At 42.6% G+C, this 15,571-nt stretch carries 15 protein-coding genes; 5 read left to right on the top strand and 10 right to left on the bottom strand.

All coding sequences use genetic code 11. From position 1 onward, the window contains the following. Nucleotides 1–71 precede the first annotated feature (71 nt). From ureC to ureA, 3 genes are read right to left on the bottom strand one after another with little or no spacing between them, the layout of a single operon-like run. Nucleotides 72–1,781, bottom strand: coding sequence for an urease subunit alpha (gene ureC, locus QYF49_RS02385; protein WP_290398030.1), 1,710 nt, complete (start codon nt 1,779–1,781; stop codon nt 72–74). Next, a complete protein-coding gene (gene ureB, locus QYF49_RS02380) occupies nt 1,778–2,155 on the bottom strand; it encodes an urease subunit beta (protein WP_290398029.1) in 378 nt (125 codons plus the stop codon). The genes ureC and ureB overlap by 4 nt, the downstream gene beginning before the upstream one ends. Beyond that, entirely contained in the window at nt 2,152–2,469 is a 318-nt protein-coding gene (ureA, locus tag QYF49_RS02375; RefSeq protein WP_290398028.1) for an urease subunit gamma, read from the bottom strand. The genes ureB and ureA overlap by 4 nt, the downstream gene beginning before the upstream one ends. A gap of 327 nt (nt 2,470–2,796) precedes the next feature. Between ureA and QYF49_RS02370 the strand changes: the two genes are divergently transcribed. Continuing rightward, nucleotides 2,797–4,368: a sodium:solute symporter family protein gene (locus QYF49_RS02370; protein ID WP_290398027.1), complete on the top strand. Its 1,572-nt coding sequence runs from the start codon at nt 2,797–2,799 to the stop codon at nt 4,366–4,368. After that, nucleotides 4,353–4,580, top strand: coding sequence for a hypothetical protein (locus tag QYF49_RS02365; RefSeq protein ID WP_290398026.1), 228 nt, complete (start codon nt 4,353–4,355; stop codon nt 4,578–4,580). The genes QYF49_RS02370 and QYF49_RS02365 overlap by 16 nt, the downstream gene beginning before the upstream one ends. A 359-nt stretch (nt 4,581–4,939) precedes the next feature. Here QYF49_RS02365 and QYF49_RS02360 read toward each other — a convergent pair whose 3' ends face one another. Both QYF49_RS02360 and QYF49_RS02355 read right to left on the bottom strand, forming a co-directional pair. After that, nucleotides 4,940–5,257 carry a transposase gene (locus QYF49_RS02360; protein WP_290398025.1) on the bottom strand — a complete coding sequence of 106 codons (318 nt, stop codon included), beginning with the start codon at nt 5,255–5,257 and terminating at the stop codon, nt 4,940–4,942. A gap of 127 nt (nt 5,258–5,384) precedes the next feature. Further along, nucleotides 5,385–5,945 (bottom strand): peptidoglycan-binding domain-containing protein, encoded by a 561-nt coding sequence (locus QYF49_RS02355; protein ID WP_290398024.1) that lies wholly within the window; start codon nt 5,943–5,945, stop codon nt 5,385–5,387. A gap of 164 nt (nt 5,946–6,109) precedes the next feature. On the opposite strand from QYF49_RS02355, the gene QYF49_RS02350 reads away from it, so the two are divergent. Next, a complete protein-coding gene (locus QYF49_RS02350; RefSeq protein ID WP_290398023.1) occupies nt 6,110–6,628 on the top strand; it encodes a hypothetical protein in 519 nt (172 codons plus the stop codon). Between the two features lie 63 nt (nt 6,629–6,691). Here QYF49_RS02350 and QYF49_RS02345 read toward each other — a convergent pair whose 3' ends face one another. Continuing rightward, on the bottom strand, nt 6,692–8,449 hold the full coding sequence (locus QYF49_RS02345; RefSeq protein WP_290398022.1) for a glycoside hydrolase family 3 protein: 1,758 nt from the start codon (nt 8,447–8,449) through the stop codon (nt 6,692–6,694). Then, complete coding sequence (locus tag QYF49_RS02340) at nt 8,446–9,309, bottom strand: endonuclease/exonuclease/phosphatase family protein (RefSeq protein WP_290398021.1); 864 nt, start codon at nt 9,307–9,309, stop codon at nt 8,446–8,448. Before QYF49_RS02340 ends, QYF49_RS02345 begins: the two co-directional genes overlap by 4 nt. A 284-nt stretch (nt 9,310–9,593) precedes the next feature. Between QYF49_RS02340 and QYF49_RS02335 the strand changes: the two genes are divergently transcribed. Next, the gene (locus QYF49_RS02335) at nt 9,594–9,791 is read left to right on the top strand and encodes a hypothetical protein (RefSeq protein WP_290398020.1); all 198 of its coding nucleotides are present in this window, start codon (nt 9,594–9,596) and stop codon (nt 9,789–9,791) included. Nucleotides 9,792–10,032: 241 nt separating this feature from the next. After that, a complete protein-coding gene (locus tag QYF49_RS02330; RefSeq protein WP_290398019.1) occupies nt 10,033–11,139 on the top strand; it encodes a response regulator aspartate phosphatase in 1,107 nt (368 codons plus the stop codon). 40 nt (nt 11,140–11,179) lie between these two features. Here QYF49_RS02330 and QYF49_RS02325 read toward each other — a convergent pair whose 3' ends face one another. The 3 genes from QYF49_RS02325 to QYF49_RS02315 form a co-directional block, all read right to left on the bottom strand. Next, entirely contained in the window at nt 11,180–11,494 is a 315-nt protein-coding gene (locus QYF49_RS02325; protein WP_290398018.1) for a hypothetical protein, read from the bottom strand. Nucleotides 11,495–11,864: 370 nt separating this feature from the next. Further along, nucleotides 11,865–13,217, bottom strand: coding sequence for an amino acid permease (locus QYF49_RS02320; RefSeq protein WP_290398017.1), 1,353 nt, complete (start codon nt 13,215–13,217; stop codon nt 11,865–11,867). A 123-nt stretch (nt 13,218–13,340) separates the two neighbouring features. Continuing rightward, on the bottom strand, nt 13,341–14,933 hold the full coding sequence (locus QYF49_RS02315) for a long-chain-fatty-acid--CoA ligase (RefSeq protein ID WP_290398016.1): 1,593 nt from the start codon (nt 14,931–14,933) through the stop codon (nt 13,341–13,343). Between the last annotated feature and the right edge of the window lie 638 nt (nt 14,934–15,571).

Raw genomic sequence — 15,571 nt, 5'->3', positions numbered from 1 at the left:
AAAAGCCTATGGAATCCATAGGCTTTATTTAGTCATAAACTTTTCTAATTTGTTGATTTTAGTTAGCAAAGTTAGAATAAAAAGTAACGTTGTCCAAGTGGTACATAGCTAACAGGTTGACATGAAATCTCTTTTCCATCAGCAAACACTTGATAGGTTTTTGGATTAATTTCAATGTGAGGTAAAGCATTGTTTAACTTCATATCTAATTTGCTCAAATTTCGGATATTACGAACCGGTGAAATCATTTTCGTTAAACCTAATTTTTGAGGAACACCAAGATCAATACTTGCGGGTGACATAAATGTGATCGATGTAGAACGGTTAGCCTTACCATATGAAGCGTACATTCTACGCATAAACACTGGTTCTGGAGTTGGGATCGAAGCATTAGGGTCTCCCATTTGCGCACGTGCAATCATCCCGCCTTTTAAAACAAGCTCTGGCTTTACACCAAAGAATATTGGGTCCCATAAAACAAGGTCAGCCAATTTCCCTTTTTCAATTGACCCTACTTCATGACTAATTCCATGTGTAATAGCTGGGTTAATTGTATATTTAGCAACATACCGTTTTACACGTTCATTATCATTTCCGTTTTCACCAGCAACAGCACCACGTTGTTTTTTCATTTTATCAGCCGTTTGCCATGTACGGATAATCACCTCACCAATACGCCCCATTGCCTGAGAATCGGAAGACATCATGCTAATAGCACCCATATCATGTAAGATATCTTCTGCAGCAATTGTTGCTGCACGAATACGTGAGCGACTAAAAGCAACATCCTCTGGAACATTCGCATCTAAATGGTGGCATACCATCATCATATCTAAATGTTCTTCCATGGTATTCGTTGTGTAAGGCATTGTCGGTGTTGTAGAGGACGGTAAAATATTTGGATAGGAAGCTAATTTCATTATGTCTGGAGCATGTCCACCACCCGCTCCTTCAATATGATATGTGTGAATAACACGATCGCCAATTGCTTCAAGTGTATTCTCTAAATAGCCAGCTTCATTTAGTGTATCTGTATGTATCGCCACTTGAACATCAGCTTGCTCTACTACTTCCATACAAGTTTCAATCGCTCTAGGAGTTGATCCCCAATCTTCATGAAGTTTAAGACCTATTGCTCCTGCTTCTATCTGCTCAATTAAAGGAGCTTTATGGGAGGCATTTCCTTTTCCTAAAAATCCTACGTTAACTGGAAATTCTTCAGCTGCTTCCAGCATTCTTGACATATACCATGGACCTGAGGTACACGTTGTAGCCTTACTGCCGGTAGCTGGTCCAGTTCCTCCACCAATTAATGTTGTTACTCCTGAAGACAGAGCAACATCCATCTGTTGCGGGCAAATAAAATGAATATGTGTATCAACACCACCAGTAGTTAAAATTTTGCCTTCGCCTGAAATAACTTCAGTTCCAGCTCCTATCACTAGGTCAGGGTCCACTTTATCCATTATATCTGGATTGCCACTTTTACCGACGCCTACAATTCGTCCATCTTTTACACCAACATCTGCTTTTATGATACCTGTATAGTCTACTACAATCACATTTGTAATAACTAAATCGAGTGCACCATCCTTAGCTGTAATCCTTCCGTTTTGTCCCATTCCATCACGAATTGTTTTTCCCCCGCCAAAAATAACTTCTTCACCGTAAACCGTACAATCCTTTTCTATTTCTATCCACAAATCAGTATCCGCCAGGCGTACTTTATCTCCAACAGTCGGTCCAAAGAGTTCTGCGTATTGTTGTTTAGATATCTTCACGATAAAACCTCCTCTGTAATCCAACCAGCTTCTGTAAGTTTCTTAATAGTCTTTTCCTTTCCTCGTTCATCCATAAATCCTTCACTCATGCCATTCAATCCATATACAGTCCTTCGACCACCAAACGTAACTAAACCTACTTTTTTTTCTTCTCCCGGTTCCATTCGAACAGCTGTACCGGATGGTATATCAAGACGCATGCCAATTGCTTTTTCTCGATCAAATGAAAGAGCACCATTCACTTCTGCAAAATGAAAGTGTGAACCTACTTGAATGGAACGTGAACCGGTATTTTTAACAACTAATTCGCATCTATCTCTGCCTTGATTTATTTCAATTGTACCCTCTGCTATTTGAAATGCTCCTGGTTTCATGCTTTTACCTCCATTGATATTGGTTGATGAATCGTTACAAGCTTTACACCGTCAGGAAATGTTGCTTCCACTTGAATACTTTCTAGCATTTCAGGTACACCTTCCATTAAATCCCCCATTGTAAGTACGTGACGTCCCATTTCCATTATCTCTGCGACACTTTTACCGTCACGTGCTTTTTCGATAACAAAACATGTTAAATATGCAGTTGCTTCAGGGTAATTAAGTAAAACCCCTCGTTCTTTTCGATCTTTAGCAAGTTGACCAGCAACAACAATTAACAATTTCTCTTTTTCTACTTCTGTTAATTTCATTTTATAAACCTCCTCCAAACTTCTATGTAATAAAACATAACATAACAGTTGATTAAGTTATAGTATAAATTCTGATTATTTCAACAAAAAACATACAATCCAATCGATTTCAAATAATACCCGAGCTAAAATAATCCCTTAAAACACGCTATTTATATACCTTTTCTTTCAAAAAACATACGTATAGACTTGAAAATTATTAAACCATGAATATATAAATATTAACTTCAAAAAAATATTTATGTTATTTTTCTTAACATGTATTGTTAGTTTAAAGAACATGTGGTAATTTTAAGAATATTAAATCAATTTTGAGGAGGGATAAGTATGTTAACACCTATGACTGGTTATCTTATTCTATTAATTTTTGGTGTTATCTTTACCGGAATTACAGTTCTAATACATAGAATGGATTCCAAAAGACATGGGAATGAAATGACAGCGGAAAAATTTAATACAGCCGGCAGGAGTGTCGGTGTCGGATTGGCAAGTGCCTCAATTGTGGCCGCTTGGACTTGGGCAGCTACGCTTATGATGTCTTCTTCAACAGGATATCAATATGGAATTAGTGGACCTTTTTGGTATGCTGCTGGTGCTACAATTCAAATTTTATTGTTTGCAATTCTTACGATTCATTTAAAACGAAAAGCACCAAAAGCTCACACATTTTTAGAGTTTATCGCTCAACGATTCGATAAAAAGAATCATCGATTAATGCTGGTATTTGCCTTAGGGACAAATGTAATTGTAACCTCCATGATTATTCTAGGTGGAGCTATTACCCTACACCAATTAACGGGAATGAATTTATATCTTGCTGCTTTTCTTATCCCATTAACTTTTACCTTCTACACCATGATCGGTGGATTAAAAGCTTCTTTTATTGCCGACTACTTACATACTGTCATTTTATTTATTGTACTTGCTATTTTTGGAGTAGCTGTCTATTACAAATTTGGAATTACAAATATTTACGAAGGCTTACGTCACTTACCTGAGTCGAAACAAATGCTCACCATGGCATCGGTTCCTGGACTACTATTTGGAATTATTAATATTGTAGGGAATTTTGGGACAGTTTTTGTGGATCAAGCTTATTGGCAAAGAGCCATTGCAAGTACGGATAAAGCTGCTTCTAAAGCATATCTTTATGGAGGACTTGCATGGTTTTCGATTCCATTTGCCATAGCTACTATTCTAGGAGTTAGTGCAGCAGGTTTGGGAATCGCTGTTTCATCTCCTGATTCAGTTGCTCCTGTTATGGCATCTCATGTGTTAGGTACAGCAGGCTCTCTCTTGTTTATCATCATGTTATTTATGGCTGTTACTTCGGCTGGTTCTGCCGAACTTACTGCAGTAACCAATATTATTGTGACTGATATTTATCGTCATTCTATTCATCCGACGGCCAGTAGTGAAAAATTATTAAAGGTATCACGTTTTATTACACTAGGTTTCGGCCTAGCAATGGGTTTATTGTCAATCCTACTTTTCTATTTAGGAATAAGTCTTGGCTTTGTTTATATGGCAATGGGTATATTTGTCAGTGCAGCGGTTATTCCAATAACACTTGGATTGACATGGAAACGCGCAACAAACAAGGGAGCTTTTTACGGCACTTTATTAGGAATGATAGGAGGAGTCTTTGTATGGGTCAGTTCTGCTTACATATTAACTGGTCATGTTAATATTGAGTCTTTGGGTCAACTATATCCAATGCTATTTGGAAATTTAGCTGTTTTTATTGTTAGCGGTATTATTTCAATCGGTCATAGTTTACTATCTTCTGAGGAATTTGATTTTGAATCATTAAAAGAGAAATTTAAAAGCTTTGATGAAGAGAAAGGTCAAGATCAAGGTCAAGCTACAGAGGAGGAACTAGTATGGAAGATCAATTAATTAGGGACACTAAATTGTATACTCGCTGGGCGATTGGTTTAAGTCTAGTCTTGATTGCCATTTTGCCAGGAATCATGTTTTTAACAGGCTATGTGTATAGTGTGACTTTTTTTAAAGGGTGGGTTTGTTTAGCCTTTGTCTGGCTGACTATAGGAGCACTTTTCATTACCATTCGGCCAATGATTGAGTTATATAAAGAATACAAAAAATAACGTAGTAATTTAGTCAACGTCTGTTTAGGTGTACAATAGAAATCTAAAAAGAATCCTTTACTTACTGACGGAAAGGATTCTTTTTATTTTTGAAAAGTAGCCTTACGTAAATTCGATATGAAACAGATGACAGGATAACCCTTATCATGGCTTATCATTTAGAATCACTTTTACATACTTTCATCAAAACATTTCATTTTCTTATTAACTGCTGTTCCATACACAAAAATTCGAGGGACCACTGCCCCTCGAATTAGTTATGCTTTGGCAGTATCTCTCCATCTCGTTGCGAACTTCTCGATGTAGTACGTAAGCACAACGAACACGGCCATGATTCCTGGTTTGGTTGAATTGAAGAACTATTCTTTTTTCAACTCCTCTACCATTTCTACGTACTTTTTTAAGATTTCGTTCTCCATTTTCAAGTGGGAATGTTGTCGTTCTTTTTTCTCTTCTTCACTTGCGGATTCCGGTCCATGCCCATATGAATACTGTTTCCCAATCGGTTGATCAACCCTGTGAAGTTCATTTTCACGGTACCATTTCATCCATGTTTTAATCTGAGTACTATTTTTTACTCCATATTTCTCCATAATTTCTTTCGTCGTGAACTGACCGCTGAGTTTGTCTTTGACCACAGCCCATTTGGTCTCGCTTGAATATCTGTTTTTGCCCATGCAAAAACACCTCCGATAATAGTACTTGTTTTTTCATTGTACCAGTTCGAAGGTGTTTTATATTGTCTCACTTATTTAGGTTGGCTCAGGCCTCTAAACGAGACTGCAAGCTTTTTTTGAATGGGAATCAGTCATGCAACACTTTATCAAGAAGGATTCTCGTGTCTGCATCAAAAATACCGGTATCTTTTAACTCAGGATATTTCTTTTGGAACTTGAGAACCGCAGCTTTTGTTTTGGGGCCGTAAATTCCGTCAACTGTAAGTCCAGATCCAATTTCATTAAGCCCTTTTTGAAGAATGCGCACCGCTTCTCCCTTGCTGCCTTCCTTCAAAACGATCTCCGGAAATCCGAAGGAATTGATTTTTTCCGAAAGGGCAGCATGCGTTTTCTTTCCATAAATGCCGTCTGCAACTAATTTTGCACTCTTTTGGAATTTGATAACGGCACTCTTTGTTTTTGAACCGTAGATTCCGTCAGTTTTCAACCCGGCATTCACCACTTTATTCAACGCCCATTGCAAGACTTTAACGTTTTCTCCTCTGTCTCCCACTTTCAGCACACCTGATTTAGGCAGTTGAAAAATAGAATAATCGGGCTTTTCTTGTGCTCCAGCTATAGAAGGCACTCCCATTAGCAAAGCTGATGCCGTCAACACTGATACCGTAATTTTTTTCCATGGTTTCATAACAAGACCCTCTCCTTTAGACCCTCGTTTTTTTATAAATCATTTTTGATTTACACTTCATTAGTCGTCACTTTAAACCAGAAGTTACAAAGAAAACAATATTTTTAAGTCCAAATTATGGTATAATATTCAGAATAAATAGAAAATTAGAAGGAAGTGATTTCGTGAGCCTATTCGTTAAGCAAAAGAAAACATTCACTGTCCTTGCCCTTCTATTGTTCAGCATCGCTGGATCGGCCTGGTACTATATCTCAGCCACATCCGTTTCCGAACGGGTGGAAGCCGCCGGAACAGGACAAGCCTCCGCTGAACCCTACTCTCAAATCATTGCTTCTTTTCATCAATACTACAACAAGACCCTCTGCTATGATGCCGATCACCGCATCAACTGGCGTGATCAGCAAGAACATGCACGCCAGCTCGTAAGCAGCATCAAAACCCTGCACGTGAAAAATAAAAATATAGAAAAGGACCTGCACAATGCCAAAGACCTGGCACAAGAGGTGACATTATCCAAGGACAGAACAGCGCTTGTCTATCTTCATCGGGTCTTTCATGACCTTGATAAAGCGGTCAATCACTACAAACAAAAAGACAGCTTCGGGTACACCTACACGGGAACAGGCAAACGCTGGTTCGGCGGCGGAGTCAATAAAGTGGAAGGCTATATCGCTAAAAATTAAACAATCGTTCAAATGAAAAGAGCTTGGAAACCCTGCATCCCAAGCTCTTTTCGCTTCATTTAATCAGTAGCTTAATCCAAAACCGAATGGATATTTCCCTGGAATCGTTATCGGCAGCTTGCCGCCTGGACTGATTTCTCCAGCCAAGGCTTTCGCAAGGGACCTCACCGATACATTTTGATTTCCATAGGTTAAGATATTGGCCGTAACGTCCGGCAGCGCCATAATGTCGTACGGATTTCGCATGGAGGCGAGGACAACCGGCTTACCCGCTGCTTGCAGAGCTTTTACAAGGTTCTGCTGAGCACTGTTCGTGTTAGCTGTATAAGCGGTGACTACGACGAGATCCTTGCCGGCCATTTGATTCACTGCACTCGCGATCTCGGCTGCAGTCGGACTGGCTGCGGTTGCAAACCCGCTCGCCGTTAATCCTTTCTCCTTCAAGGCTGACGCCAGTTCCAATGGTTTGCCGAGGGACGGTCCGGTCACAAGCACCTTATCTCCCTGCTGAATCGGCAGGGTATGGTTCTCATTTTTGATCATCGTAATCGATTGATCCGTCATGTTCTCCGCTTTCTGAAGATTTTCAGGCAAACCGATTTGGCTGAGCGCATCCGGCTTCACATACGGTTGGTGGAACAACCCACGCTTCATCTTCGCTTTTAGAATGCGGGCCACCGACTGATCCAGGCGTTTTTCGGAAATCTCTCCGCTCTTCACCGCATTCAACAGCCCGCTGTAGGCAACATCAACATCCGGCGGATTTAATAGAATGTCTGCACCCGCTTTAAACGCTTCCACCGGGACACGGTCAGGCGGCACAATATTCGCTCCTGACATGCCAAGGCTGTCGGTGATAATCAGTCCCTTGAATTTCATCTTTTCACGAAGCACTCCAGTCAGAATCGGCTTGGATAACGTAGCGGGCATTCCGGAATCATCGAGCGCCGGTACAACAAGATGTCCGGTCATGATCGCATCAATCCCTGAGTGGATGGCAGCTTTAAACGGCTTCAAGTCAACTTCATTCAGTGTCTTCAAATCGTGGTTGATGATGGGCAGACCGGAATGGGAATCTACATCGGTGTCACCGTGGCCCGGAAAATGCTTGGCGGTCGCCATCATGTTCTGCTCCTGATATCCTTTCACCTGGGCGACACCCAAACGGGAAACAACGTCCGGGTTTTCAGAAAACGAACGAACACCGATAACCGGATTGTTGGGATTCACGTTCACATCCAGATCCGGAGCAAAATTCAAGTTAATGCCAAGGCTTTTCAGTTCAAGACCCATGATGCTGGCGGACTGTTTGGCATAGTCTGCGGATTGAGCAGCAGCCAGTGCCATGTTCCCAGGGAAAACGGTGCCAGGCTCCGTTACACGCGCCACAACTCCACCCTCCTGGTCAGTGGAAACGAACAGCGGAATCGGCATCCTTTGTTTCATCGCTGCTTTTTGAATATCATTGGACAGCTTGTTCACTTGGGCCTTATCCACCGGGATGCCGATATTATCCGTCCAGTTGAAATAAATGACGCCTCCCAGATGATACTTCCCAATTGCTTCCACGAAGTTTTTCGCTCCGCGTTTCTGTTTGATGTTGGTTTGTTCATAGGCCGGGTCCTCAGCCGTTTTGCCATACACATGAATGATAAAGACCTGGCCTACCTTCTCCTCCACCGTCATGTGCTTCACGATACGTTTGATCCAGCCCTCTCCTTTTCCATGCTTCCCCGGGCTTGAAGCGCCGAGTGACTGGCTTGGAAAAGCCATCATGAAGGCCAGAACAATGAATAAAACACGAACGAACTTGCTGGTCATCTTACTCCCTCCTTATATTTTAACGGCCGCGGTATGGCTAGATCAGCAATAATGGGACGGTGGTCAGATGCAAGTGTGCTGGTAATATACGAAGAACTTGAGCGGATACGCGTTGAGGTTAGGATGTAGTCGATCTTGGATGAAGGATGGTTCGCCGGAAAAGTCAGCCCGAGTTCTGTGCTGTTCCATGTATCATGAAGAGTGCTGAAAAGGGGCTTTAGTTCGGGCGCATTCGGCTGAGCGTTCATGTCTCCGAATAAAATTTTCTGGCGGGAGCTCTCCTTCAATATGGAAAGCATATCGTTCACTTGCATAGCCCGTACGGCTGGATCCGCACGGTAATCGAGGTGTGTAGAGTAGACATGGAGCTTGATCCCTTTAACATTGATCAAGGTTTGGGCAAAGCCAGGTGCAGGAGCTGGAACTGGGTTGGGGACTTGCGTAGACAGTCTTGTAATCTCCCGGTTCACTGCCCTCACAATGGGATACTTGCTCAATACGCCTACCCCAAACTGGCGGTTTGGCTCTCCGGCATTGAGCGGCGGCAGATCATAAATGGGTGCGAAAAAGTAATGCATATGAAGCTTTTCAGCAAGGAGTTTCATATCGTCTTCAAACAAACTCCGGCTGCCCCAATGAACATCGACTTCCTGAAGCCCGATGATCTCCGCCCCCGACTGGCGGATCACTTCAGCCTGGGCGTTCAAATCATATACATTCCCCATGCTGTTTCCGTAGTGCAGGTTATAGCTCATCACACGGATTTTCACGCTGTGTTCGCTGGACGCACTGACGGCCAATGGGGCAGTGATCCCGGCGAAGAGAATAACCAGCAGCATACAGGCTGCTAACTTTTTCATGTTTATTCCTCCTTTCTTTTTCATTCCTTTCCTTTCCTAAGATGTCATTTAAAGGGTATTCCTCTGCTGAAAGGTTGTCTATACCACTATGAGACTATCTTTTTGGTTATTTTTTTAACCTCGCCGCTTGGGAACAAGAACAAAGGAAAAATTAGTAAAAAAGTTATATAAGAAAATTTTGTAAATTGCGACATTTTACCCAATGCAAATTTAAAAATCTTTGCTATTATTGTTGTAAATTGTAAGATATTGTTGAAGACAAAGGAGGCCGGGAGCGTTCGATTTTGAAATCCTGTACCGAGGAATCTTCAGCAGAACAAACAAAACAAATAATATTGAGGGGTGTCAATATGAAGAAAATGACAAGTGCTCTTGTAGGTATTGCATTGGCTGGTGCTTTATTGATTGGTGGCTATATCGCGGATCATTCAGCAGTTACGAATGCGGAACACGGTAAGACATTTTCTACGACAAATGGGTAACTTTCGAGTTGCAGGTTTGCACACCCAGGCCTTAACATAAAACAGCAAGAGGGAAAGAGAGCGATCTCCTTCCCTCTTTTTTATGACTTGCCGACCAATCTCCCTTGTCTAGTAAAAAATTAGGAGAAAAGTTAGGTTAAAATTTTCAGTTAATTACGACAATTTACTCAATCGGAAAGATAACGATTATGCTAAGATTGTGTTAAATTGTAAATTTATGCTAAAGGGTGGGGCGTACGCTATGGAAGTAGAGCTGACGAGTACGGAACGGATGACTCAGCTGTTAAACAGCTGGTATCGTGAAATTCTCTCACAAAACCTCGTAGAATCCCGCAGATTGAAGTTGGAAATTGACGAAAAGATTGAGAACATGGAAATCGATCCTACACAGACCCTCTTTATCTACTACTCTTTGTTAAGCTTCAGGTATCAGCTTCTGGTCAATGATCTTTGGGAAGCGCGGTATACCTTGAACAAACTGGTTGAAGAGAAAAAAAGGGAAACAGACGATTTTTTATCCTATTACTTTCACTTCTTCAAAGCGATCTATGCGACAGACACCGGGAACTATCTCGAAGCCAAGCTGCACTATCAGCTGGCTGAAAAGATGTTAAACCAGTTTCCTGATGAGATCGAAAAAGCGGAATTCAACTACAAAGTCGCTACCTTTTATTATCACATCCGTCAGCCACTGCTCGCCGTCCGCCACGCCATCAAGGCAAAAGAATACTTTGAGAACAAATCCGGCTATGAAGTGAAACTCGCCGGCAGCGAAAATGTGATCGGTCTCGCCTCAACCTCTTTAAAACAGTTTCGGGAAGCCGAGCACCATTTTCTATCTGCGTTGGATATCCTTCGTGCATACAGCCTGAAAAAAGAACCGTTCGAGCTCAAGATCCGCTACAACCTCGGCCTTTTATATGCAGAGCAAAATCTTTCTGTAAAAGCGATCGCCCTATTGACCGAGGTATTTGAAGACAAAGAGACCGACTACAAGACGACCTTCCTGATCGCACGGGAACATGTGAAACTCAGAAACCATGACATTGCCGATGACTGGATCATCCGAGGGCTGAAAATGGCCCGTGATGCTCAAAACGAGGAGTACATCCACCATTTCTCCATCCTGAGCGAATACAACCAGTCCTCCTCTGCTGAGCAGCTGGAACAGACGGCCGCTGCAGCCTTTCCCTATTTTGAATCCGTCCAGCTATGGGGATATGTCCAGGATTACGCCGAAAAGCTCGCCTCCGAGTACTACAACTCTGAAAACGATAAGAAGGCGAGCAAATACTTCCACATGGCTTATACAGCCAAACAAAAATTACTGCATGAGACAAGCAGCTGACAAGTGTCCGCTGCTTTTTTCGTGATCAGGCTTGCGATCTTCAGGGGCCGGTTCCTGCTGATTCGACATAATAGCCCTTTTTATTCTTCTTCACATAGAAAATGGCAGGGGTCATTCCGGAATCACTACTAAAATCATGCCAAGTGACTTCATACCTCTCACCATGGTCTTGATCCCTTCCCCTGCTCGTCATTCTTGCAACGAAACTCTGATAGGGATGGCCCTCCTTCACCAAATATTTTCGTATCGCAGATTTTTGATGAGTGTCGTTGTGGATGGCGGGAGCCAGTAATGGAGGAATAACGAATAAAAGAACGATTAAGAACAATGCCCATAAATAAAACTTTCTTCTCATATGACACCCCCCCTGCCATTCCATTATAACCAAATATTGGAACACGAGATATGCTTTTTGACAAACTTAGCTCTGTTAAATTTTAAATTACTGAAATTTATAATAACCGTTGAATTCATGATAAAAGAATTAGCTGCCGCCCTTCCAAATTTCCTAGCATTCAACCGATAAAAATTGTTCTGCATCAACTGTTCCATAGAGAAATTTTACAGCAGAAAAGTACAGTTTCATTTTAGTGTTTAAAAAAAAGGTTCCCCATAATGATAGAAAACCTTCTTTTTATGGGTCAAATTCAGATTTTCGAGTGTTTCCTTTTTCATTCAGGATAAAAAAAAGCAGCCGGCTGCAAGGCCAGCTGCTTCTTTTTGTATTAATCGATCGACTCTTTTTTGGAACCTTTACGTAAGAAAGCGAGTAAAGTAATAACGGCCACAATGATAAGACAGACCGTTGTACCGATAATGTTATCTTTATTGAACAGGAAGAAAATAAAAATGACCGATAATAGCACAGCACCGAGAATCGTCGTAAAAGGAAAGCCTCTCACCTGGAAAAATGGCCTTTCCTCATAATGCCGGCGCAGCTTTAACTGTGCCAGACAGATCGCAATCCAGATCAGAAGAATGGTGAATCCAGGAATGGTCATCAAATAGCCAATAATCTTTTCAGGTGTCATATACGCGAGAAAGACCCCGATTAGAATACAGATGGATGTAATAATAATGCCGTTGATCGGAATACCCGTTTTGGACACCTTCAGCAGCTTTTTAGGCGCTTCACCGCTCTGTGCCATTGAAAAAAGTGTTCTGGAAGTTGCATAGATCCCTGAGTTTGCTGCTGATAAAACGGCAGTTAAAAGAACAAAGTTCATGATGTGCCCTGCTCCAGGGATTCCTGTAATATCGAAAACCTGAACGAACGGACTTTCAGCGAGGGATACCTTGTTCCACGGCATTAAACCACAGATGATCAAAATGGGGAGAATATAAAAAATCACAACTCTTCCCACTGTCCCCTTAATCACTCTCGGCAGCACTTTTTGTGCATCCTTCGTTTCGGTCACTGCTACCCCAATCAGCTCTGCCCCTCCATAGGAGAACATGACGATTAAGAACGCGCTCAACATACCGCCGATCCCGTTAGGAAAGAAACCGCCATAATCGGTATAGTTGCTCAAAGGCTGATCAATAGAGCTGGGAATCAGTCCAAACAGGATACATGCCCCTAAGATGATAAAAGCTGTAAGCGCAACGATCTTAATTCCCGCAAACCAAAACTCAATCTCACCATAATATTTTACTTGAAATAAATTGATTCCAATAATAAAGACTGCGCAGAACAAGCTTAACAGCCATAACGGCACTGAGGAAAACCAATACTTCAAAAAGCTTCCCGCAGCCAATATTTCAACAACCGTTACAATGCCCCAGTTGACCCAGTAAAGCCAGCCAACAATAAATGAAACCCGATGGCCAAAGGCTTTGTAAACGAGATTCTGAACATTTAAATTAGGATAGACAATGGCCATTTCAGCCAATGCCGTCATAACGATGAATAATAATGCCCCGCCTAATAGATAAGCTAATGCGACACTCGGCCCTGCCAAACTAAGCGTGTCTGAGCTCCCTTTGAAAATACCCGTTCCTATCATCCCTGCTAACGCGATAAATTGAACGTGACGCGGCAATAACCCCTTTTTTAAATCCTGATGATCTTTTTTCATGCTGCCCCTGCCTTCCTCTAGCATTGAATTACCATGAAACGCGTTAAACGCTTAAAGTGCCATTATACATATTTTCAGAGAAATACACCATTTGTATTTATAACCAGTCACGATCAAAACCTGCTAGTTAACGAGCCGTCCCTTATCCTTCCAGTACTCTTTCCTCAGATGCACCTTCTGTATTTTGCCAGAACCGGTCTTTGGCAGTTCATCCGCAAAAACGATGATCGTCGGCGCCTTAAAGTGAGCCAGACGGCTGCGGGCGAACGTGATCAGTTCGTCCTCACTCGCCTCATGCCCTTCACGGAGGACAACGACCGCTTGCGGGGTTTCTCCCCATTTTTCATGCGGCACTGCGATCACTGCTGCTTCAAGAACCGCAGGATGGTCATACAGAACACCCTCGACTTCAATGGACGAAATATTTTCCCCGCCTGAAATAATAATGTCTTTTTTCCGGTCGGCAATCTCAATGTTGCCTTCCTCATCCACGACCGCCATATCCCCCGTATGGTACCACCCGTTTCGGATCGCATGGCTCGTTTCTTCCGGGTTGTTCCAGTAACCTTCCATGACCGTATTGCTTCTGACGACGATCTCACCGATCTCCCTGCTGTCGTGGGCCACTTCATCTCCGTTTTCGTTGACGACCTTTACTTCACTCCCAATAAATTCGTATCCCGCTTTCGCTTTTAAACGGTACTTCTCTTCGTTCGGCAAATGAGCCTGCGTGTCCCGGATCATGGAGGTCGTAATCAGTGGAGAAGTTTCTGTCATGCCATACACCTGGATAAATTCCCAATTCAACTCTTCCTCCACCCGCTTCACAAAGGCTGGCGGCGGTGCGGAACCGGCAATGACAATCCGCAGCTCCTGTGCCGTTTTTACAGCTTCCTCCTCATTTGCTGCATATTGCAAAAGGCTGTTCAGAACGGTCGGTGCCATGTGCATCACCGAAACGCCATGCTCCTTCATTTTTCTAAAAATCTCTGCAGGCATTACTTTATTCAAGAAAACCTGTGTGGCCCCGTTCGCCGTATAGTAAAAAGGAGAGCCCCAGCCGTTGACATGGAACATCGGAAGCACATGCAGCAGGACATCACGGTCAGAAACACGCAGGTGATGCATGGATGTAAGCGCATGCAGAAAATTGCTGCGATGAGACAGCATTACACCCTTCGGCTTGCCAGTCGTTCCGCTCGTATACAAAAGCGTCGCCAGGTCGTTCTCATCCATCTCCGGACGATCCACCGCTGCGGTATCGAACTGGTCCAGCCATTTCTCATAGGCGATCAGCCCATCCTTATCCTGTTCAAGACCGTGAACAATGATCTCCTCCACTGCAGTTAACTGATTACGCACCGGCTCGATCTGGTTCACCAGCTCATGATGAACAAAGAGCACTTTTGTTCCACTGTGATTCAGTATGTATAAATAATCCTCCGGAGTAAGCCTCGTATTGAGCGGGACCATCACCGCTCCCAGCTGCAGTACGCCGTAAAATCCTTCATACATCTCAGACGTGTTCGGAGCAAGGTAACCCACGCGATCTCCTTTTTCAATGCCAGCTTCCTGCAGCCCCCGTGAGAGCTGGTTGACCCGTTGATTCACCTCATAATAGGTATAGGAGTGCTTTTCTCCAATGATTGCAGTTTTTTTTCCATACAACTTTACCGCGCGATCAAGAAATTGAGGCAAAAGCATTGGCACATTCATCGACTGATCCCCTCCACAAATCAAATAATTAGAAAGTTTAGTCTAATTATATCACAGTCTGTTATATAACAAATAGGTTATCCTGGCAATCCGCCCTTTGAGTCTAGGGAAGACGCGTTACTTGCGGTTCGACATGAATTACTTGCGGAAACGGGGCTGTTACTTGCGGTTCGACAAAGTTTACTTGCGAAAATATGCCTTTTACTTGCGATTCGACAGGGTTTACTTGCAGAACACACCATTTTCATTAAAGCGTCTCCGAACCTGCACCGGCAAACCATACAAAAAACCACCGAGTTCTACTGGATGGTTTTCCCCGACCGCTAAGTGCTTGCCTTCAATTTCATTACAAGCTCTCTCACCTCTCAGGCCTTGCACATTAGGATTTGAACAAAAATGAATGGATTTTGAACATAAATCGGTATTTTTGAACGATTAACCTAAAAAATCGAACCTAAAAACAACTAAGCAACGGTCCAACACCTAAAATGAGCAGCTTTCGCACCCCCATTCCAAACCTATCAACTGGAACCGGCTAAAAAAACCCGCGTTTCCGGTTCTGTCTCGTGAAATTTACTCAATATCATTTACTTTCTTCTCAAAAAGCCCATAAAAAAGCCCCCAAACACCTTTCTTTT

Source organism: Fictibacillus terranigra (genome assembly GCF_030412265.1).
Classification (GTDB): domain Bacteria; phylum Bacillota; class Bacilli; order Bacillales; family Fictibacillaceae; genus Fictibacillus_C; species Fictibacillus_C terrinigri.
Note: the sequence above shows the minus strand (reverse complement) of the source record. Positions and strands in the feature narration are given on the sequence as shown.